Source organism: Pedobacter sp., from assembly GCF_040513095.1.
In the GTDB taxonomy this organism is placed as follows: Bacteria; Bacteroidota; Bacteroidia; order Sphingobacteriales; family Sphingobacteriaceae; genus Pedobacter.
Genome location: NZ_JBEVDX010000051.1, coordinates 1 through 21,957, shown reverse-complemented (window position 1 = coordinate 21,957; position 21,957 = coordinate 1). Strand labels below are relative to the sequence as shown.

Genomic DNA, 21,957 nt, shown 5'->3' with positions numbered 1-21,957 from the left:
GTTCAGAAACAAAATTGTGGTTTACGGCACATTTCCATCATTTTATGGTGTAACCGTGGCGGTTCGTTATTCAGGAATCGGCGGTACACGTTATAGCTTAATATCAGGCGCAAACAACAATGGTGACTTTGTGCCTACGAATGATCTGGCTTATATCTTTGACAGAGGCAATGCAAACGTTCCTCAGAATGTACGCACAGGATTACAAAACCTTCTTGACAATCCAAATGCAAGCCAGAGCTTAAAAGATTATATCATTAAATACTCAGGGCAGATCGCTCAGCGTAATGGTGGTGTAAACGATTACTTTGGTGTTGTGGATATCAGGGTTTCCAAGAAATTCAAGATTTACAAATCGCACGCATTAGAACTATCTGCAGATATCTTCAACTTTACCAACCTGCTGAACAAAGACTGGGGTGTAAACAGAAGTTTATCAACACAGGCATTATATGCGTTGAACGGTACTGCAGCTGTAGCAGCAACCCCTACTACGCCAGCAATTCCCGCAGTTCCAAACTATGATGCAACAACAAAAGCTTTCAATTACCGTGTGAACAACTCTGGTATTCCTGTTCCTACAGGTAATCCTTATCAGTTCCAGCTTGGATTGAGATACGGATTCTAAACCTGGGAAATTCATTACAAAAACACTTAGTACGCTCAACAAATCTGAAACCGTCTCCTTGTGGGACGGTTTCTTTTTTTCGCAGGTACTGGCGCAGGATAAATTTAAAGTCTAAGATGGTTTGACATTGATGCAAAAACCAGGATATGAACTGATAAATAACAAACACCCGAAAAATAAATAGCCGATGCTGCATCCACAGACCATCGGCTATTCTAATTAACTATTATTTACCTAAACATGTCTGCCGGACGAGCGTCCGTTCGACAAGATCTTTATTCATTTTTTATACACTAATAACGCATCATCTTCAATTTTACTCTGTTGCTGCTGAAATATTTTCATATTATCCTTCCAAGCAGCTGATGAACACTTTCAACCGCGAAGGGAACACACAAAATCAAGATCAATTTAGTCATCCCCCAAAGCTGCTTCTGCAGTGCTTCTCCTCGCTGAAAAGACCGGCGGCCTTCAGTAAATTCTTTGGACATTTTCTCAATTTCTTGCATGTGATCGTATGGTTATCAGCTGGTTATCTTTTATTAATTATTTTCCAATGATAAATAGTTTTTTGTTATTCAACAATAGTGTCGAAAGCTACATTTATTCCATAAATGAATAAAAACGATTTTTCATTATGAATTTGGCAGATTATTATTTTCAAAAACACACCTATAAATGAAGTTTCCTGAGCTGCCCTGCATCAAAAATAGCCGGACAAAAAAATTAGCCGGCCGGCGAATTAAAAATTACTAGCTTTGCCTGTAACCAAATGTAATAGAGATCAATGAGAGAAGTAGTTATTGTATCAGCACTGAGAACGCCAATTGGAAGTTTCGGAGGTTCGCTGTCAGGCTTTACAGCTACCCAGCTGGGAGGCATTGCCATAAAGGCCGCTGTAGCGCAGTCGGGCATAAAGCCGGAAGACGTACAGGAAGTATTTATGGGCAATGTTTTATCGGCCAGCTTAGGCCAGGCACCGGCAACACAGGCAGCTAAATTTGCCGGTTTACCGGACGTACCCGCAACCACTATTAATAAAGTATGTGCTTCAGGCACAAAAGCAATCATGCTTGCTGCACAGAGCATTGCCCTGGGCGAAAATGATATCGTTGTAGCAGGTGGTATGGAAAGCATGAGCAACGTACCCTATTACCTCGATAAAGCAAGAACCGGTTACAGACTGGGACACGGACAAATGACTGACGGACTGGTAAAAGATGGGCTCTGGGATGTATATAACGACTACCACATGGGATCTGCTGCTGAATTATGTGCCACAACCTGCGAAATAACCCGTGAGGAACAGGACAGATACGCTGCAGGTTCTTACAGAAGAACACAGTCGGCCATAGAATCCGGAAAATTCAGCAGTGAGATTATCCCTGTAGAAGTAACCGACCGCAAAGGAAATACAACTGTGATAGATAACGATGAAGATCCGTATACTGTTAACTTTGATAAAATGCCGGGTTTAAAACCTGTATTTAAAAAGGATGGAACAGTAACTGCAGCTAATGCCTCAGCTTTAAATGATGGTGCAGCTGCCCTCGTACTCATGAGCGCCGAGAAAGCCGCAGCGATGGGAATAAAGCCCCTGGCACGTATTATCGGATATGCTGATGCGCAGCAGGCTCCGGAATGGTTTACTACCGCACCCTCCAAGGCGATACCCCTGGCGTTGCAAAGGGCCGGGAAACACCTTGATGAAGTAGATTTTTTTGAGATTAATGAAGCTTTTTCTGTAGTTTCACTCGCTAATAATAAAGAGCTGGGTTTAGCTGAAGAGGTGGTGAATGTAAATGGTGGTGCTGTAGCGATGGGCCATCCCCTGGGCGCTTCAGGTGCACGGATTGTAGTTACCCTGATTTCAGTACTGAACCAGAACAACGGAAAAATAGGAGTTGCCGGTATCTGTAATGGTGGCGGCGGCGCAAGTGCTGTGGTGATTGAAAACTTAAATTAATGAAGAAGGTATATCTATACTTTTTAATAACCTTTATCTATAGCTGTGCGGTAACAACTGTTTCTGCACAGCTCAAAGCTGATTCCAAAAACGGGGCTGTCCTGAACAAGTATCAGGATTCCCTTTTACGGTATACCAGTACCATGTTTACTGCCACTGGGAATATCCAGCGCTTTGATCAAAATGCGAAGTTTATCAAAATGCTGGTCAATGCCCTGAAAACCCCGGGATCATTTACCTATGGCTTCGATTCCCTGAGAACAATCTCTATTACCGGATCTCCGGATCATGCTTTCAGGATCTTTAGCTGGTACATCCCTACAGAAGAAGGTACCTACCGGTTCTTTGGTACAATACAGATGGCCACTGCCGATGGAAAACTGAAGCTTTATCCCCTGATCGATGATACCGAGCATTTTACAGACGACAATAAGATTACCACTAACAGGCAGTGGTATGGCGCCCGCTATTATGAGATTGTGCCCCTGATTGCCCGCGGACAAAAAACCTGCTACGCCCTGCTGGGATGGAAAGGCAATACCGCCAAAACCTCTAAAAAAGTTATTGATATCCTGTCATTTGATGAAAATGGTGCCACTTTTGGCAAACCTATATTTGAGGGGCCTAAAAATGCTGCTGTAAGAAACAGGATAGTATTTGAGTACAACAGGCAAAACACCATGACGCTGCGTCTCGACAAAAAAGAGCAGCTGATTGCTTTTGATCACCTGGCACCCATTGATTCTACAATGACGGGCAACTTTGAATATTATGCTTCTGATTCGAGCTTTGATGCTTACCGCCTGGTGGGTAATAAACTGAAACTCATTGAGAATATCGAGCTGAACAACGATCCCAACGCTCTCGATGACTTTTATACCGATCCAAAAAGGAAGGATATTCCCGTTACAAAAAAATTCTAATTTCCCGGATTATCGGTATAAACAAATAAAATGGGTTATTTTGCGGGAAATTATCTGTTAAACACTGAACTTACTTAATTTAAAAACTATAATACAACACTATGGATCAATCTGAAATCCTTAAGCCGGAGCTTATACACGACGCTCCGAAAGGCCATCCTAAAGGATTATATGTACTTTTTGCTACCGAGATGTGGGAACGCTTCAATTATTACGGTATGCGTGCCATCCTGGTTCTTTTCATGACTAAAGCATTGCTCTTCGATAAAGCGTTCGCCTCAAACCTTTATGGAAGTTATACCGGCCTGGTTTTCCTTACTCCATTGATCGGCGGTTTTGTAGCCGACAGATACTGGGGAAACCGGCGGTCGATCGTTACTGGTGGTTTGCTTATGGCCCTGGGAGAGTTACTGATGTTTTTTTGCGCTTCCCTCTATGTAAGCAGCCCTGATATATCGGCCTTTCTTTTCTTTTCCGGATTAGGGTTCATGATTGCCGGCAACGGTTTTTTCAAGCCAAATATTTCTTCGATGGTTGGTCAGTTATACAGGCCTGGCGATAAAAGGCTGGATGCTGCTTATACGATCTTTTATATGGGTATCAATGTGGGTGGTGCATTAGGGCCATTTATCTGCGGTTATGTAGGCGATACAGGAAATCCTGCAGATTTCAAATGGGCATTTCTTGCAGCAGCAGTTGCGATGGTTTTAGGTGTAATTGTTTTTATCAATCTGAGAGACAAATATGTAAAAGATCCGGAGGGCAACCTTTTAGGTATGAAACCGGTGCAAACCGGTAAAGAAGTATCTCCTGTTTTGGTATATCTTGCCCTTCTGGTATTTTCTGGTGTATGTGTAGGCCTGCTTTATATCGATGCCCGGGTTTACAGCTACCTGAGTTACTTAATGCTGGCTTGTGTACTGGGGATTGCCTATATGATCTTCAGCGACAAATCGCTGAGCGGTGTAGAAAAAAAGAGGATCCTGGTAATCTTTGTGGTTGCATTCTTCGTGGTTTTCTTCTGGAGTGCTTTTGAACAGGCCGGAGCTTCACTGACCTTCTTTGCTGAAGAATCTACCCAAAGGGATCTTGGCTTCTTTACAGTGCCTGCCAGCTGGTTTTCTTCACTCAATTCCGTATTCGTAGTTGTTTTTGCACCGGTACTGGCTTGGTTGTGGATCAAACTCGGCCGCAGGGAACCATCTGCGCCTACTAAAATGGCGATTGGTTTGATGTTGCTGGCTGTGGGTTATTATGTAATTGCAATGGGGGTTGACAATGTGGGTACAGGTATCAAAGTAAGTATGATGTGGCTGATCGGGATGTATGCTTTCCATACCTGGGGAGAGCTGTGTTTATCTCCGATCGGTTTATCGCTTGTCAATAAACTTGCTCCTTTAAAGTTTGCTTCACTGCTGATGGCCGTATGGTTCCTTGCCAATGCAGGTGCTAACGTACTGAGTGGAAAATTAAGTGCTTTGTATCCTGATGGTACAAAAACCACTAACTTTTTAGGTTATGAAATGCATAACCTGCATGAGTTTTTCATGCTGTTCGTATTTATGGCAGGTACCGCATCAATTATTTTGTTCTGCTTAACCAAATGGCTGCAGACTACGATGAACGCTAAGGTTTAAAAAATATTTAAATGTCAGAAGAACCCGCAAGAACTTGTTTGTTGCGGGTTCTTTTGTGTCAAAGCTTTTTCTGCAGCGATTAAAAATCTGTTAAAATCTTTGATAACTTATTACCTTTCATTTATAATCAATACTTTCGCGGAAGTTTTATCAGAATTCATATTTAAAGTGTCAGACAGCTTAATCATCATCCCCACCTATAACGAGAAGGAGAATATTGAAAAAATCATCCGCAAGGTGTTTTATCTCAATTTCCCCTTTGAAATTTTAATTATTGATGATGGATCTCCTGATGGCACGGCTGATATCGTTAAAAACCTTCAGAAAGAATTTACAGGATTACACCTTGAACAAAGAACCGGCAAGCTGGGTTTGGGCACTGCTTATATCCACGGTTTTAAGTGGGCGCTAAAACATGCCTACGACTATATTTTTGAAATGGATGCTGACTTTTCACACAATCCTGAAGATCTATACAAACTGTACCAGGCCTGTGTAAATGGCGCTGATGTATCGATAGGTTCGCGTTATGTGAATGGTGTGAACGTAGTAAACTGGCCGATGAGCAGGGTACTGATGTCTTATTTTGCATCGATGTATGTACGTTTAATCACACGGATCAATATCCAGGATGCAACTGCGGGTTTTAAATGTTACAGGAGAATAGTGCTGGAGACGATCCCTCTTGACAGGATCAAATTTGTGGGCTATGCTTTTCAGATTGAAATGAAATTTACGGCCATCAAATATGGCTTTAAAGTGGTTGAGGTACCTATCATTTTTACCGACCGTACTGAAGGAACTTCCAAGATGAGCACCAAGATTTTCAGGGAAGCTTTTCTGGGGGTTATCCAGATGAAAATCAGCAGCTGGTTTAGAAAATACGACAGAAAATAGAATTTGTTAGTTGCATCGCAGCGATCTGCAGCTTACTAACTTTCCCTGTTACTTCTGATCATTGCTCCAAAATCCATCTTTTTATCCATAGCGACCATAATCTGGGTTAGGCGTTTAATCCGTGTTGGTTCTGTTTTAGCTGTATTGAGCCAGTTGATATAATAGTTCTGGTGCCCTTTGGGCAGTGCCATAAAATTGTCCATGCAGTGCTTCTCTTCAAGCAGGCACAGTTCCAGGTCTGCAGGCATCTCTACCTTGAACTCTTTGTCTTCCTCCAGTTCCAGGTGCAGGACAGCCCCCTCTTCTTTTTTTAATTCCTTGCGCAAACTGGCCTTTAACGCAATAATAAAGTTCCCCTCCCCCATTGGCGTAAGCGCAAGGCCCCTTACCTGAACGTCATCCAGCCGCCCTTTTATACGGTAACTTTTTTTACAATCTGCCTTGATCTGATTGGCTATTGCAGCAGGAACAAACACGAAAGTCCAGCCGGTCTTTTCGCCCATTTTTTCGTAACGTTCTATTTCTGCTTCAAATACGACCATGCAGAAACTAAGCTATGCAATTTTAATTTTATTTAAAACTTTTCTTCAACGCCCAGTCCGAATAAGGCAAAATCATATTTCACCGGGTCCTGCGGATCAAACTTGCGCAACTCCTCTGTCAGCTCAACAGCGGTTCTCCAGTCGGTCTGTTTTCTGGTGATCAGATCCAGCCTTCTGGCCACGCGGTCAACATGTACATCACAGGGACAGACCAGATCTGAAGCATGTATGGTGTTCCAGAGCCCAAAATCTACCCCCATGTTGTCTTTGCGCACCATCCAGCGCAGGAACATATTGAGCCGTTTGCAGGTTGATTTTTGCAGCGGCGAGGAAATATGTTTTACCGTTCTGCGCGGCGAATCCGGCAGACTAAAAAAGTAAGACCTGAAATGGTTGAGCGCATGTTCTGCGGTAAAGCTTTCATGCCCTGCAAAATCATCAGGAAGGAAGGCAGTTTCCAGGCTGTCTGACAGGCTGTAGTGGTGTTTAAAAAAGGCGACGAAATAAAGTAAATCTGTATCATTGAAGGTTCTGTGCTTGAAGCCCAGGAGGCCTTTCAGATCGTCAACTTCATGCTGCAGCATAAAATTATACGGATCATTATCCATCCGTTCAAAAAGCTCTGTACACTTATTGATAATGGTTTTGCGCTGCCCCCAAGCCAAAATTGCCGCAAAAAATGCGGCAATTTCGATATCCTGTTTTTTAGAAAACCTGTGGGGAATGCAAATCGGATCGTTGGTAATGAAAGCCGGCCTGTTGTACTGGGCCACTTTGAGATCCAGAAAATCTTTTAATTCTAAAAATTCCAATTTTTATAGTTAAGTACCGGGTTTATATTCTCCTAGCTAAGCGCCTGTTCCAGATCAGCAAGTAAGTCATCAATGTCTTCAACACCTACACTCAGTCGTAAAAGATTATCAGTAACCCCTACTTTCTCGCGTTCCTCTTTAGGAATAGAACCGTGAGTCATAGTTGTAGGGTGATTGATCAGGGATTCTACACCACCAAGCGACTCTGCCAGGGTGAAAACTTTAAATGAGGAAGCAATCCTGAAAGTCTCGGCCAGGTCAGCATCTTTTAAAGTGATGGAAACCATACCGCCAAAACCACGCATCTGCTTTTTGGCAATATCGTGGTTAGGGTGATCTTCGAAACCCGGCCAGTAAATCTTATCGATCTTTGGATGGTTTTTAAGGAATCGCGCAACCTTCTCTCCGTTTTCACAGTGCGCTTTCATCCTGAGGTGCAGGGTTTTTATCCCCCTCAGTACAAGAAAGGCGTCCTGCGGACCAGGAGTAGCACCGCAAGCGTTATAGATGAACCAAAGCTCTTTGTACAGACTGTCGCTATTTGTTACCAATGCACCCATTACCACATCAGAGTGACCGCCGATATATTTGGTAACAGAATGCATTACGATATCAGCGCCCAGATCAATCGGATTTTGCAGGTACGGTGAAGCAAAAGTATTGTCAACCGTCAGGATCAGTCCCTTCTCTTTAGTGATCTTAGCTATGCCTTCAATATCCACGATCTGCATTGTAGGATTGGTAGGTGTTTCTATCCAGACCTGTTTGGTTTTGTCGTTGATATAGGGAAGGATATTTTCGGGCTTTGATAAATCCAGGAAATGAAACTTAATCCCATATTTTGCATAAACCTTGGTAAAAATACGGTATGAACCTCCGTAAAGATCATTACCGGTAATTACCTCATCACCTGGCTGGAGTAATTTCATTACGGCATCCGTAGCTCCCATTCCTGAAGAAAATGCCAGTCCGTATTTTGCGTTTTCCAATGCTGCAAGACATTTTTCCAGTGCCTGACGCGTAGGGTTAGTGCCTCTTGAATATTCGAAACCCTGGTTGTCGCCCGGGGCTTTCTGCCAGTAAGTAGAAGTTTGATAGATGGGGGTCATTACTGCTCCTGTTGAAGGATCAGGTTCCTGACCTGCATGTATCGCTTTGGTTGCAAATTTCATCTTATTCATTTATTTGTTTTTCAATTGTTAGATGGAGCCCTGATGAATAAAATCATCATTGCGCCGAAGATAAATGATGATTTTATTCATGTCGGGTTCATTCTTTATTAAATGATTAATAAGCGCGGGCAAATAAAACACGCTGAATTGATGGTTTTCCGGAATAGATACACACGCCCTCTTCGAGTTTGTTATCCAGAGGAATACATCTGATCGTTGCCTTAGTTTCTTCTTTTATTTTTTGTTCAGTCTCTGGCGTACCATCCCAGTGCGCAGTGATAAATCCGGCTTTGGTATCCAGCAGCTCCTTAAATTCTTCATATGAATTGGCCGGAGTAATGTGCTCTGCCCTGTAATCCGAAGCCTTTTTAAAGATATTTTCCTGGATATCGCCCAGTAACTGTCCGATGTACATATCGAGTCCTTCCTGGCTTACAGTGCTTTTCTCCCTGGTGTCTCTTCTTGCCAGTTCTACAGTTTTGTTTTCCATATCCCTGCCGCCAATAGCCAAACGTACGGGTACGCCTTTCAGCTCGTACTCTGCAAATTTGAAACCAGGACGCTGAGTATCCCTGTCATCATATTTCACGGAGATACCAAGTTTTTTCAATTTAGGCATTAATTCGTGCACAAACAAAGAGATATTTTTAAGGTCTTCATCATTTTTATATATCGGAACAATTACAACCTGAATTGGTGCCAGCATTGGTGGAAGTACCAGTCCCTGATCGTCACTGTGAGCCATGATCAGCGCACCTATCATACGTGTAGATACCCCCCATGAACTTGCCCATACATGTTCCTGTTTACCCTCTTTACTGGTGAATTTAACGTCAAATGCTTTCGCAAAGTTCTGTCCCAGAAAGTGCGATGTACCTGCCTGAAGGGCTTTTCCGTCCTGCATGAGCGCTTCTATGCAATAAGTATCCAGTGCACCTGCAAAACGCTCGTTCGCAGTTTTCTTTCCTCTCACTACCGGCAGTGCCATCCAGTTTTCTGCAAAATCTGCATATACGTCGAGCATCTTTTCGGTTTCAGCAATAGCCTCTTCAGAAGTTGCGTGTGCGGTATGCCCTTCCTGCCACAGGAATTCTGCTGTACGCAGGAACAGGCGCGTGCGCATTTCCCATCTTACTACGTTTGCCCACTGATTGATCAGCAATGGCAGGTCGCGGTAAGATTGCACCCATCCCCGGAACGTGTTCCATATGATAGTTTCAGACGTTGGCCTGACGATCAGTTCTTCTTCAAGTTTGGCATCCGGATCAACAATAATGTTGCCTTCTCCGTCATTTTTCAGACGGTAGTGTGTTACTACTGCACATTCTGTCGCAAAGCCCTCCACGTGTGCCGCTTCCTTCGAGAAAAATGACTTCGGAATGAATAAAGGAAAGTAGGCATTGCTATGCCCTGTATCTTTAAATTTCTGGTCTAAAACGGCCTGCATTTTCTCCCAAATCGAATAGCCATAGGGTTTTATCACCATACACCCCTTCACAGCTGAATGTTCCGCCAGGTCGGCCTTTATAACAATGTCGTTATACCACTGGGAATAATCCTCGTTCTTACTTGTAATACCTTTGCTCATAAATGATTGGAATGCTTTTTGTGTTAAATAACTTGCATCATAGGTTGCAAATTTATAAATTTATGCCTACGAAAAAAATTGTTTACACACACAATGAACTCACATATTATGAAACCTAACCATTTATTATCCAGTATGCTGGTGATTGGGGCAATTGCCCTGTCATCCTGCGGTACTCAGCAGATGGCCCAGCAAGCGCGCAATGACGATGACGTTTATGGCACAAAAGCTAAGGCTGTAGAGTACACAGCGCCCATTCCGGCACAATATTCTCAAACGGTTGACAACGATTATAACGATCAGGATGATTATTATAGCAGCAACGATGAGTATGCGGATATGAGCTATTCTTCAAGAATTAACAGATTTTATTACGGTAGCCCTTACAGGGGTTATTATGATTCATTTTATGGTGGTTATTCACCTTATTATTCCGGTATCGGTTTTGGCTTAGGATACGGCGGTTATTATGGCGGAGGCTTTGGTCTTGGCTGGGGCGGCTACGGTGGCTTTGGTTACGGCGGCTGGGGCGGTTATGGCGGCTGGGGTTACGGTGGCTACGGTTTCTATGACCCATTCTTCTCTCCATGGGGATTCGGCGGCTACTACGGCGGTCTTTGGGGCGGATACGGTGGCTATTATGGCGGTTACTACGGTGGACTTTATGGTGGTGGATACTACGGTGGCGGTTACCGCAGCAACAGTGTTTACAGACCAAGAGGCGGACGCGGATCAAGCTCAGGCTACAGTGCTTCAAGCTACAATGGTAATGGCTCAAGAGCTTACTCATCCGGTGGAAGAGGCGGCAGAGGCGGAACAGCAATCTATAACAACGGCAGTGCTAACGGCAGGTCCCGCGGACAGCAGAGTTACACTCCTGACAGAAGCAATTATCAGCAACAGCAACCACAGTCCGGCAGGTCATCAGGCGGTTACAGTGGTGGTGGTGGCGGCTACGGCGGCGGAGCAAGATCATCAGGCGGTCGTGGAGGCAGAGGTAATTAATAATCTAAAAATCTAAATGAAAAAATTCATACAACTAGTAGTAGTAGCTATAGTAGGTACTACAGGTAATATATATGCCCAAAGTGGAGTATATGCAGGCGATGCACTCAGGTTTTCACGTACTGATTACGGAACTTCCTCTCGTTTCAAAGGTTTAGGCGGCGCCCAGATCAGTTTGGGTGGCGATATCAGTTCTATCGGTGGTAACCCTGCCGGTTTGGGAATGTTTACCCGTTCTGAATTTAGCGTAACCCCTGAATTCAACAACATCCAATCAAAAGCCAGCTTTCTCGGACAACAGACCAAGGACACCAAAAACCAGCTGAACCTGAACCAGGCAGCAGTAGTATGGTATAACCCGGTTGTAAAACCAAAAGGTTCTGATCTGAATAAGGGCGTACTTAGCTTTGTTTGGGGTATCGGATACAACAGAAACAATGATTTCTATCAGAACACCAGCTACCAGGGAAGGAACACCAACAGTTCTATCGCTGATGCATGGGCAGAACGTGCTAACGGATTTTCGACAGCTGACAATCAGGGTTTCATCGAAGGTGATGCATACAATGGTTACCTGATCAACCAAACTGGTGGAACGAATGGTACTACTTATGCACCAACTACCAGCCAGGCAAACAACCAGACTCAATCGGAAGTGAGACAAGGTTCAACGTCTGAATTTAATTTTGCAGGTGGTATGAACATCTCCAACAAATTGTACCTGGGTGCAAGCATTGGATTTGTTGATGTACGTTACACCAGCGACAAATTATATACTGAATCCGGAACAGTTGCTACTGCAATTATTCCAGGTCCAGGTGATACTGATATTCCACCTGCAGTTGGACAGACATATAACCTGGCTTACAGAACTTACCAGAGTACAAGCGGATCAGGTGTGAATGCACGCCTGGGCGCGATCTATAAACCAACAGACATTATCAGAATTGGTGCTACCTTCCAGTTACCAACCTGGATGCACGTAGAGGATGATTATGCAGAAGTATTGGAGACCAGCTATTCAGGTGGTGCTTTCTTCAACGGTAACACGATCAACTCTAACTTCAACTATAACCTGCGTACGCCATACAAAGCATCTTTGGGTGGTAGTGTAATTATTGCAAAAAATGCTTTGATCTCTGCGGATGTTGACTATGTTGATTACGGATCCACTCACTTCTCTGTAAGTGATGGATACAGTGCCGAGATTGCAGATAACAATGCTTATATCAAACAATACTATGATGGTACGTTCAACTACAGGGTTGGTGGTGAATACAGGATCCAGAGCTTTAGTTTAAGAGCTGGTTACGGTGTTAACGGAAGCCCTTATAAAGATGATAACGACAATACTTTCCAGGTGAAAACTTACTCCGGCGGTATCGGTTACAGATTTAGCAGCTGGTATGTTGATGCAGCTTATCAGCGTGCTGAAACAACCAATACTTTCAGTCCTTATGAACTGAATAACTTCAGTGAGCCGGTAGCTAATGTCAAACTTGCAAGAAACAATGTGTTCTTAACCCTTGGAGTGAAATTCTAAGCTAAGCACATACATAAAAAAAATCTCCTCATGATTATTCATGAGGAGATTTTTTTTATCAGTAAATTTTTAACTGCTATCATGCAGTCGTTGCGACAGGTAACTAAATCCCAAATCGCCCGATCCTTTTCTCTACTTCGGGATCTTTAATCAGTTCAGGAGCATGGTGGGGTTTCTTCCGGGCATCAATGATAAGTGGTCCGGTACAGCCCCAGTGTTTATCTTTTGTAGAAGCACCTATTCCGTATATGTCTGCTGCAGGATTGCTCCTGGTAAATGTAACCCATACAAAATTGTTGATGGTCTCAGCGGTAAAGGCAGCATCATCGCACAGGATAATCAAAATCAGCCCATCCATCTCCAGTTTTCCAAGGTTGTTATTTAGCTCGAGTACCAGCTTTTCTGTATCAGCCGCATTCACATATTCCGGAGCTTTGATGGCCATTACCCCTGGCATCGCCATATGGTAATCTTCAAAACCATCAGGCAGGTTGAAACCTGCAGGCACTGTAAGGGATAATACTCTTTTCTGTTCACCTGCAGCAGCGAATACTACTTTAGAGCCACTGTTTAGTCCCTCACCACTGTAATCCAGTGTATCGATAGTTGTCTGTGTATAAAAATGAAGATCTCTCTTCAGGTCTATCCGGGATAAGATATGCTGTAAGAAAATTTCAATGTCATGCGTATCCAGGTCTTCATTGTCCTCACGCGCAGCAATAAATACATATTTAGCCAGGCTCAGCTGGTTTTTACCCAGGATATGGTTGGCGATAGTCAGGATTTCCTGCGGCCGGCGCTCCTTCAGAAAAGGAGTATATCTTTCACTTCCAATAGCAAATAGCAAAGGATGGACACCAGCTGCATCCACTGCGTTTACTTCTTTTAAGCCATGGATTTCCTGCGGCAATGCTGACCCTGTGATCTCGTGGATCAATGCGCCGAAGCTTGTATCCTCCTGCGGAGGACGGCCTACTACGGTGAAGGACCAGATTGCATCTTTCTTATGGTATACGTTATGTACTTTCAGTAAAGGGAAAGGATGTGTCAGACTGTAATAGCCCAAATGATCCCCAAAAGGGCCTTCGGGTTTATTTTCTCCCGGCTGCACGGTACCTGTGATCACGAAATCTGCATCTGCAGAAATGCAGAATCCTTCTTCGTCATAAAAGTAACGGAACCTGCGGTTGCCTAAAGCCCCGGCGAATGTCATTTCAGATAATCCTTCAGGCAAAGGCATTACCGCCGCCAGAGGATGCGAAGGTGGACCTCCCACAAATATACTCACCTTTAATGGTAGTCCCTTTGCATTGGCCTTGCTCTGGTGTACGCCGATCCCCCTGTGGATCTGATAGTGTAAGCCTATTTCCTGGTCTTTGATGTAGTCGTTACCGGCAAGCTGTATCCGGTACATCCCCAGGTTTGCATTCATCACTCCCGGTTTATCCACATCCTCGGTATATACCTGCGGCATTGTGATAAAGGGGCCGCCGTCCATTGGCCAGTTTACGATCTGCGGCAGCTGGCTGATGGTTGTTTTTTCAAAGGCCGACTTAAACATTTGCTGCTGCATAGGCAATGCGGAAAGGGCCGTAAGACCAGATCCTGCAAATTTAAAGGGATTTTTTAATGCTTTCACGGGATCCGAACGCAGATCTACCAGCTGGCCCACACTCTCCAGACTGTCACGAAACATAAATTTGGAACGCTCCAGTGTACCGAAGAGGTTAGATACTGCCGGGAAAGGGCTTCCTTTGATCTTCTCAAAAAAAAGCGCCGGCCCTTTTTGCTCATACACCCTCAAATGGATGGCAGCCATCTCCAGGTAAGGATCAACTTCTTCTTTTATCCGCAATAAATGGCCGTGTTTCTCTAAATCAGCAACACACTCGGCCAGGCTTTTATATCCCATCAGGTGTAAAGGTATGAAGTATTTTAGTTTGGGTATGTTGTAAAAAAGAAAAACCATGCGGTTTGCATGGTTTTATATTAATGAGATACTAAGCTGCTTATTTTTTTCCTGCAAAAGAGCGGAGCATCCAGGTGTTTTTCTCTTTGTACTGCATGAATTTGTTCACCATATCATTGGTACCGTCATCACCAGCTTTTTCGGAAGCTTCCATGATATCACGCTCCAGCTGGATTAATAACGCCATATCATCCAGAATAGCATCAACCATTGCCAGGTCCTGTAATCCAATAGTGTTGATTTCTTTGATTACTGATTCATTGATGTAATCAGCAAAACGGCTATGTGGTGGTTTTCCCAATGTCAGTACACGTTCTGCAATCTCATCGATCGTTTCCTGTGCATTGGTATACAACTCTTCGAATTTAACGTGCAAAGTAAAGAAATTCTGCCCTTTCACATTCCAGTGGCATCCTCTCAATTTTTGATAGTGAATATGATAGTTTGCCAGATAATCATTCAGCAAATCTACAACTGGCTTCACTTCGTTCTCAACCAAACTAATTTCTTTCGCGTCCATAATATTTTATAATTTTATTTTGTTTTGTTAACCTATGATCAATAAACAAATATACTGATCAAATGGTTTTTTAAAAAGAAAGCTGATAACAATAGACACCAGCAATTGTCGTTTAATATTCATAATACAGGCTCTTATATATTATTCGTATAATTGTCGGACTAATCATTCATAAGGACATTAATGCACAGATATTATATATTGGCAATATTTGCCGTTTTCCTGAATTTAGCTGCCGCTAAGGCCGATCATCTGAGAGATTCTATAGGGGTTGAAAATTCAAAAGGGAAAAAGATCATTTTGCATCAGGTAGTAGCTAAGGATACTTACTACTCGATCTCACGGAGATACAACATCAGTCCGAAAGTGATCATGAGCTATAACGATGATAAATTTCTATCACTTGGCGTGATCATCAAGGTACCCACTGATCTGCCTTTCTCCGGACCTGCAACGGCTGCAAAAAACTCAAGTACAGCAAAAAACCAAACTGCAGGAAATACTGCTCCGGATAAGCCCGCAGCAAACAACAATGGTTCTGGTAAAAGTACCGCTACAGATAATACCAGCCCGGCAGCAGAGGACAATACAACGCTGATTGAGCATGCTGTGCAGCGTAAGGAAAACCTGAATATGCTGGCGAATAAATATGGCACTACTGTAGAAGAAATTAAAAGGGTAAACAACCTGAAGTCTATTAATCTGCAGATCGGCCAGGTATTGAAAATCCCTGCAAAAGAAGGAACTGCTACTGAGGAAGTTCAGGCGACGCCGAGCCCTGCAAACACACAGGCTCCTGCTCCTGCGAATACTACAAGCTCTGGCAAGGCCGCAGCACTTGGTAATGCTGCTGCATCAACTGTAACCCCTGTACCTGCTGCTTCAAACCGTCAGCCGGTGAATACAACTACCGTTCCGGCTCCTGCAGCACAGGGCCAGTATAAAAAACCTGATACATCAAAAAAAACTGAAACTGCTGTAAAAATTGCTGAGCAATCAGCGAAACAGGTTGTTCCAGCAGCTGCACAGGAAGCTCCGGCCGCAAAAGATCCGCTGGTAGTTCATACAGTAGCTGGTAATGAAACAATGTATTCGATTGCCACCAGGTACAGCCTTACTTTAGACCAGCTGAAAGCTAAAAATAATTTAACTACCAACTCACTGTATGTTGGCCAGAAGTTACTGATCAGCGGTCAGTACCCGGTAAAGGGAGAACAAATGGGCGATAATGGCAGTCTGGATCCCGACTCGGCCGATGCGGTAAAAAATCCTTCTTTGCGTTTACCTCCCAGCCGTTACGGATTAAGCCAGATGGATGAAAAAGGTACGGGCGTGTGGATTATTGATCCCGATCTGGATTCATCAAAAATGCTCGTGCTGCACCGCACTGCACCTATCGGAACGATCATGAAAATCACCAATCCGATGAGCAACCGCTCTACATTTGCGAAGGTTGTTGGTAAATTTACAGAGAATGAGTCCACAAAAGATGTTATAATTGTAATGACAAAAGCGGTAGCTGATGCATTAGGTGCATTAGACAAGCGTTTTTTGTGCAATTTAACGTATGGTGGACAAGCGAATGAACAATAACAAGCCTTATATTATAGGTGTTGCAGGAGGAAGCGGATCTGGTAAAACTTTTTTTCTAAAATGTTTTCTACATCATTTTACTGCTGATGAAGTCTGTTTAATCTCACAGGATGATTATTACAGGGCTAAGGAACTGCAGAAGATTGATGAAAACGGATGGATCAATTTCGATGTACCGGAAGGGATAGATGACGAAAAGTTATTAAATGATCTTAAATTACTGATCTCAGGAGGATCCATTGAGAAAAAAGAATATACTTTCAATGTCAATGAAGAGAATGCCCGTCTCCTGAACATTACTACTGCCCCTATCATTATTGTGGAAGGCCTCTTTGTATTCCACTACCCGGAAATCGCAAAACTGTTTGATCTGAAAATTTTCATGGATGCCGATGAGGAAATCACGCTTAACCGCAGGATTTCACGCGATGAGATTGAACGCGGATATACACGCGATATGGTGATGTACCAGTGGGTAAATCACGTGATGCCTGCCTACAAGCAATATCTTTTGCCTTATAAAGAATCCTGTCAGAAGATCATCATGAACAACAAACATGTGGCAGATGATATCATAACAATCTCTAAAGAGATCTCTGACGAATTAAAAGAAACGGTACTGATCCCATAGGGATCAGTTCAATTCCATTTCCATCACTTCTGCATCAGCAAATAATTTTCCGGCAGTAGACTGGATGATAAAATCAACACTTACTCCTGGAGCCCGCTCGATCAATCTGAAACCACCTTCAGGTAAGATATCAAGCACTGCCAGTTCAGTAACTACCTTCCTGATGCAATTAACGCCTGTGAGCGGTAAAGTACATTCAGGCAGCAGTTTACTCTCCCCAGCTTTATTAATATGCTGCATGGCTACAATAATATTCTTGGCCGAAGCGACCAGGTCCATTGCTCCACCCATGCCTTTCACCATTTTACCGGGGATCTTCCAGTTTGCAATATCGCCGTTTTCTGAAACTTCCATCGCGCCCAGGATCGTCAGGTCGATCTTCTGACTCCTGATCATCCCAAAGCTCATGGCAGAGTCAAAAACCGAGGAACCGGGAAGTGTTGTGATGGTTTGTTTGCCAGCATTGATCATATCGGGATCTTCTTCCCCCTCAAAAGGAAAAGGCCCCATGCCAAGTAGTCCATTCTCAGATTGCAGTACAACATTAATTCCTTCCGGGATGTAATTGGCTACAAGCGTAGGAATACCGATGCCAAGGTTTACATAATAACCGTCTTTTATTTCTTTAGCGATACGTCTCGCTATTCCATTTTTGTCTAACATAAAATTCTGATTGGGTTAGCCGCGGGGCCTGGTGGTACGCTGTTCTATTCGTTTTTCATAGCCGGCACCCTGAAAGATGCGGTGGACATATACACCCGGAGTATGGACGTGGTCAGGATCAAGCGCTCCGGGCTCCACCAGTTCTTCTACCTCGGCAATTGTGATCTTGCCAGCCATAGCCATTACAGGATTGAAATTACGGCTTGTAGAACGGAAGATCAGGTTCCCCGCGGTATCACCCTTCCAGGCTTTAACCAGGGCAAAATCTGCATCAAAAGCATATTCCATCAGATAGTCTTTGCCATTGAAGTTCCTCGTTTCTTTACCCTCCGCCACCTCGGTACCAACACCAGCAGGAGTAAATATTGCAGGCATGCCATATCCAGCGGCCATACAGCGTGTGGCCAGTGTGCCCTGTGGAATGAGCTCTACTGCGAGTTCGCCGCTTAACAGCTGACGTTCAAACTCGGCATTTTCACCTACGTAGGAAGATATCATTTTTTTTACCTGCCGGGTTTTGAGCAGCAGCCCGATTCCAAAATCGTCTACTCCGGCATTATTGGAAATACAGGTGAGTTCCTTTACTCCTTTTTTTACCAGTGCGGCAATACAGTTTTCCGGGATACCGCACAGTCCGAAACCACCCAGCATCAAGGTCTTGCCGTCAGTGATATCGCGAATGGCTTCATCGGCCCCCGATACTTTTTTATTGATCATTATATTTGGTTTGGGGGTAAAATTATAGATTTATTTTGAAGATACCTCTATAATTTTATCATTGGTCCCGTTGCTTGTGGCCAGGTATAGCTTTCCCTCGGGCGACTGGCATACGGCTCTCAGACGACCAAACTCGTTAAGGAAAAAATCCTTGCTGTCAGTTACCTTTTCACCTGCGTCATCCAGTTTTAACTGTACCAGCTTGCTGCCTTTAAGGGTAACCATCAGGAGGGAGTTTTTGAACTGCGGAAGATAATCTGAGTTGTAATAAGTTAAGCCAGATGGCGCTATCGTAGGTGTCCATGCTATCAGCGGTTCAGCCACATCATTCGACGCGCAAAAAGCTTTCTCCTCGGTAGTATTGCAAAAGCCTTCAATATTCGGCCAGCCATAATTTCTGCCCTTTACAATCAGGTTGATTTCATCATCATTGTTGGGCCCGTGTTCTGAAGAATATAACCTATTGTTTGCCAGCACCAGTCCCTGCGGATTCCGGTGTCCGTAACTCCACAATGGGTTACCCGGAAAAGGATTATCTCCGGGAATGGTACCGTCCAGGTTAATCCTCAGGATCTTGCCCGAAAGACTGCCCCTGTCCTGCGCATTTGAGGGAATATTGGCATCACCTGTAGTGATCATTAGTTTTTTGTCTGGCGTAATCAGCAGCCTTGAGCCATTATGAATTGAAGATGCCGGTATTTTATCCAGCAGCACCAGCGGCTCTGTTAGAACTCCATTGTTGAAAGTGAACCGCAGCACCCTGGCTTTGTAGTTGGCCCCGCTGCCGTAATCATAAACCACATACAGATATGGACTGGTATTAAAATCCGGATGTAATGCCAGCCCCAGTAAGCCACCCTCTCCGGTACTGGTCACTTCAGTGATGGTATGTACCAGTGCGATTACCCCATTCTTTGGGTTTAACCGACTGATCTTGCCCGATCTTTCGGTAAACCAGATATAGTTATCCGGCCCGTAGACCATCTCCCAGGGGAACACGAGCGACTGCGTAAGTACCTCAGTTTTTATTTCGGCATCGGGCAACACTTCGCTGCTGTTATCACCTTTGTTTTTTTCACAGGCCGATAGTATAAACAAGCTAAAAATCAGAGTAAATATTCTTTTCATAGCAGAGGGTTTCTACTACAACAGATGAACATTTACAAATGTTTATTAATCAATTGAAATACACGTAAGTTATCCCATCTCCTCCCCTGTCGGCATGTTCATCTTCCACGCGGTTTACCTCGCGGTATTTCTTCAGGTATTCACGGATCAGTTTTCTCAGGATACCATCTCCTTTACCGTGGATCAGCTTGATAAAGGGGAACCCCAGCATGATCGACTTATCCATATACTTTTCCACTTCCTGGATAGCATTTTCCCCGCGCATGCCCCGGAGATCCAGCTCCGCACTGAAGTTACCAATCGCCTCCGATATCCTTCCAGAAAATGAATTGCTCTGGACTACCTTTCTGGCCTGTTTGTTACTGATCTTTTGTACGCGGTCTTTCTTAACAACCGAACGCAGATCGCCCAGGGCCAAAACAAGGTTACCCCTGTTGATCTCCAGTACCTGACCGGTTGTTTCTGTATTTATTAACTGAACCCAATCGCCCACCTCAATAGGTGTACCCAGAGGAACAGCTTTCTCAGGCTTCTTCTCCTCCTTCACCTGGTGTTGCACCAGTTCCTTCTGCAGGTTTTGTCTCAGTTCTTTGGTTGCAACTTTATCTGCCTGATTTTCCTTGATGCCCGCAATGGTATTCTCTACCAGTTTATTAGCGTTCCTGATGATCGCCTGTGCTTCAAGCTTGGCTTCTTTGATCAGGGTTTTCCTGTTTTCATCCAGAAAGACCTGTAATTTCTCGTTTTCTGCAACCAGATTCTTTACTTTGTTCTGCTGATTGGCCAGATGTACTTTGGTATCATAAATCTGTTTTTTCTCCCTTTCGAGATCTACCAGCAGGCTGTCAATACGGTTTTGATTGGTACCCGTTTTTTCTCTTGCGAGCTGCAGCACTTCTTTTTGCAGACCAATGTTCTGAGCAATTTCAAAGGCATACGAACTTCCGGGTTTACCGATTTCCAGCACATATAAAGGTTTCATCTTGTCGTTATCAAACAGCATAGATGCGTTTTCCAGACCAGGTGTATTCCCTGCAAATAATTTCAGGTTGGAATAGTGGGTAGTGATTACTCCCCTAACTTTCTTATTATTTAATACCTCCAGCACAGCTTCTGCCATTGGCCCGCCAAACTGCGGATCTGTTCCCGTACCAAACTCATCGATCATCACCAATGATTTTGGGGTAGCATGGGCAACAAAATAACGCATCTTGGTTAAATGCGCACTGTAAGTACTCAGGTCACTTTCTATACTTTGATCATCTCCGATATCGGCAAAGATATTATCAAATATACCCATCTCACTTGATTCATGTACAGGTACAAGCAATCCCGACTGGACCATAAGCTGCAACAGGCCAACAGTTTTCATACAGACTGACTTTCCACCTGCATTTGGCCCGGAGACCAGTACAACACGTAAATTTTCATTCATATGAATATTCAGCGGCACTACCGTTTTCTTATCTTCTTTAAATGATAAGTATAACAGGGGGTGACGGGCATTGATCAGCTTAACCCGTGGTTCTGCAACCAGGACTGGCATATCGGCTTCTACTTCAATAGCAAACAAGGCTTTAGCCCTTACAAAATCAAGTTTGGTCAGGAAACCATGATACGAAAGTAACAATGGCTGATATGGCCTGAGGTCGTCTGTAAGCGCAATCAATATTCTGACAATTTCCCTTCGCTTATCAAATTCCAGGTCACGGATCTTATTATTAAGTGTGAATACTTCCTCGGGTTCAAGGTATACCGTCTGTCCGCTGGCAGATTCATCATGGATAAAACCTTTGAGCTTTCGTTTATGGTCTGCAATGATCGGGATACACATCCTGCCGTCACGTATAGTTAAACTGCCATCTGCCACCCAGTTACTCGCTACGGCCTGTTTGTAAATGCTGTCCATGCGCTTACGTACTTCCTGCTCTCCCTTAGAGATGTCTGTAGAAATCTCCTGCAATTTAGCCGAAGCATTGGGCTTAATCTTGCCTTTAGCATCCAGTACCGTCTCAATCTTTTT

Annotated in this window: 18 protein-coding genes and 1 pseudogene; 9 read left to right on the top strand and 10 right to left on the bottom strand. The window is 43.8% G+C overall.

The genetic code is table 11. The features are described from left to right. The 5 genes and pseudogenes from ABWY16_RS07390 to ABWY16_RS07370 form a co-directional block, all read left to right on the top strand. Positions 1 to 628 (top strand): annotated as a pseudogene (locus ABWY16_RS07390) (TonB-dependent receptor); the annotation flags it as partial. Positions 629 to 1,415: 787 nt separating this feature from the next. Further along, on the top strand, positions 1,416 to 2,594 hold the full coding sequence (locus tag ABWY16_RS07385; protein ID WP_353904003.1) for an acetyl-CoA C-acyltransferase: 1,179 nt from the start codon (positions 1,416 to 1,418) through the stop codon (positions 2,592 to 2,594). Continuing rightward, positions 2,594 to 3,517, top strand: a complete 924-nt coding sequence (locus ABWY16_RS07380; protein WP_353904002.1) for a hypothetical protein — start codon at positions 2,594 to 2,596, stop codon at positions 3,515 to 3,517. Before ABWY16_RS07385 ends, ABWY16_RS07380 begins: the two co-directional genes overlap by 1 nt. Positions 3,518 to 3,618: 101 nt before the next feature. Beyond that, positions 3,619 to 5,154, top strand: coding sequence for a peptide MFS transporter (locus ABWY16_RS07375; RefSeq protein WP_353904001.1), 1,536 nt, complete (start codon positions 3,619 to 3,621; stop codon positions 5,152 to 5,154). A 168-nt stretch (positions 5,155 to 5,322) separates the two neighbouring features. After that, entirely contained in the window at positions 5,323 to 6,051 is a 729-nt protein-coding gene (locus ABWY16_RS07370) for a polyprenol monophosphomannose synthase (RefSeq protein ID WP_353904000.1), read from the top strand. A 35-nt stretch (positions 6,052 to 6,086) separates the two neighbouring features. Here the strand turns inward: ABWY16_RS07370 and ABWY16_RS07365 are convergent, their stop codons facing one another. From ABWY16_RS07365 to proS, 4 genes are all read right to left on the bottom strand, one after another. Next, positions 6,087 to 6,593 carry a YdeI/OmpD-associated family protein gene (locus tag ABWY16_RS07365; protein ID WP_353903999.1) on the bottom strand — a complete coding sequence of 169 codons (507 nt, stop codon included), beginning with the start codon at positions 6,591 to 6,593 and terminating at the stop codon, positions 6,087 to 6,089. Between the two features lie 32 nt (positions 6,594 to 6,625). Beyond that, on the bottom strand, positions 6,626 to 7,405 hold the full coding sequence (locus ABWY16_RS07360) for a TIGR02757 family protein (protein WP_353903998.1): 780 nt from the start codon (positions 7,403 to 7,405) through the stop codon (positions 6,626 to 6,628). Positions 7,406 to 7,437: 32 nt separating this feature from the next. Next, on the bottom strand, positions 7,438 to 8,577 hold the full coding sequence (locus tag ABWY16_RS07355; protein ID WP_353904004.1) for a cystathionine gamma-synthase: 1,140 nt from the start codon (positions 8,575 to 8,577) through the stop codon (positions 7,438 to 7,440). Positions 8,578 to 8,692: 115 nt separating this feature from the next. Next, positions 8,693 to 10,165, bottom strand: coding sequence for a proline--tRNA ligase (gene proS, locus ABWY16_RS07350; protein ID WP_353903997.1), 1,473 nt, complete (start codon positions 10,163 to 10,165; stop codon positions 8,693 to 8,695). Positions 10,166 to 10,258: 93 nt separating this feature from the next. Here proS and ABWY16_RS07345 point away from each other — a divergent pair, with 93 nt between their 5' ends. Beyond that, complete coding sequence (locus ABWY16_RS07345; RefSeq protein WP_353903996.1) at positions 10,259 to 11,170, top strand: hypothetical protein; 912 nt, start codon at positions 10,259 to 10,261, stop codon at positions 11,168 to 11,170. A 16-nt stretch (positions 11,171 to 11,186) separates the two neighbouring features. Then, the gene (locus ABWY16_RS07340) at positions 11,187 to 12,713 is read left to right on the top strand and encodes an OmpP1/FadL family transporter (RefSeq protein ID WP_353903995.1); all 1,527 of its coding nucleotides are present in this window, start codon (positions 11,187 to 11,189) and stop codon (positions 12,711 to 12,713) included. Positions 12,714 to 12,816: 103 nt separating this feature from the next. Here the strand turns inward: ABWY16_RS07340 and ABWY16_RS07335 are convergent, their stop codons facing one another. Both ABWY16_RS07335 and ABWY16_RS07330 read right to left on the bottom strand, forming a co-directional pair. Then, positions 12,817 to 14,625, bottom strand: coding sequence for a UbiD family decarboxylase (locus ABWY16_RS07335; protein ID WP_353903994.1), 1,809 nt, complete (start codon positions 14,623 to 14,625; stop codon positions 12,817 to 12,819). A 97-nt stretch (positions 14,626 to 14,722) separates the two neighbouring features. Continuing rightward, the gene (locus ABWY16_RS07330; RefSeq protein ID WP_353903993.1) at positions 14,723 to 15,202 is read right to left on the bottom strand and encodes a Dps family protein; all 480 of its coding nucleotides are present in this window, start codon (positions 15,200 to 15,202) and stop codon (positions 14,723 to 14,725) included. A 183-nt stretch (positions 15,203 to 15,385) separates the two neighbouring features. On the opposite strand from ABWY16_RS07330, the gene ABWY16_RS07325 reads away from it, so the two are divergent. Together ABWY16_RS07325 and ABWY16_RS07320 are read left to right on the top strand one after the other, a co-directional pair. Continuing rightward, the gene (locus ABWY16_RS07325) at positions 15,386 to 16,795 is read left to right on the top strand and encodes a LysM peptidoglycan-binding domain-containing protein (RefSeq protein ID WP_353903992.1); all 1,410 of its coding nucleotides are present in this window, start codon (positions 15,386 to 15,388) and stop codon (positions 16,793 to 16,795) included. Next, positions 16,785 to 17,426: a uridine kinase family protein gene (locus tag ABWY16_RS07320; RefSeq protein WP_353903991.1), complete on the top strand. Its 642-nt coding sequence runs from the start codon at positions 16,785 to 16,787 to the stop codon at positions 17,424 to 17,426. The genes ABWY16_RS07325 and ABWY16_RS07320 overlap by 11 nt, the downstream gene beginning before the upstream one ends. A gap of 3 nt (positions 17,427 to 17,429) precedes the next feature. On the opposite strand, the gene ABWY16_RS07315 is transcribed toward ABWY16_RS07320, so the two are convergent. The 4 genes from ABWY16_RS07315 to ABWY16_RS07300 all read right to left on the bottom strand — a co-directional run. Continuing rightward, positions 17,430 to 18,089, bottom strand: a complete 660-nt coding sequence (locus tag ABWY16_RS07315; protein WP_353903990.1) for a CoA transferase subunit B — start codon at positions 18,087 to 18,089, stop codon at positions 17,430 to 17,432. 15 nt (positions 18,090 to 18,104) lie between these two features. Continuing rightward, positions 18,105 to 18,806: a CoA transferase subunit A gene (locus ABWY16_RS07310; RefSeq protein ID WP_353903989.1), complete on the bottom strand. Its 702-nt coding sequence runs from the start codon at positions 18,804 to 18,806 to the stop codon at positions 18,105 to 18,107. 30 nt (positions 18,807 to 18,836) lie between these two features. After that, entirely contained in the window at positions 18,837 to 19,934 is a 1,098-nt protein-coding gene (locus tag ABWY16_RS07305; protein WP_353903988.1) for a PQQ-dependent sugar dehydrogenase, read from the bottom strand. A gap of 49 nt (positions 19,935 to 19,983) precedes the next feature. Continuing rightward, on the bottom strand, positions 19,984 to 21,957 hold a 1,974-nt coding region (locus ABWY16_RS07300; RefSeq protein WP_353903987.1), incomplete at its 5' end, for an endonuclease MutS2.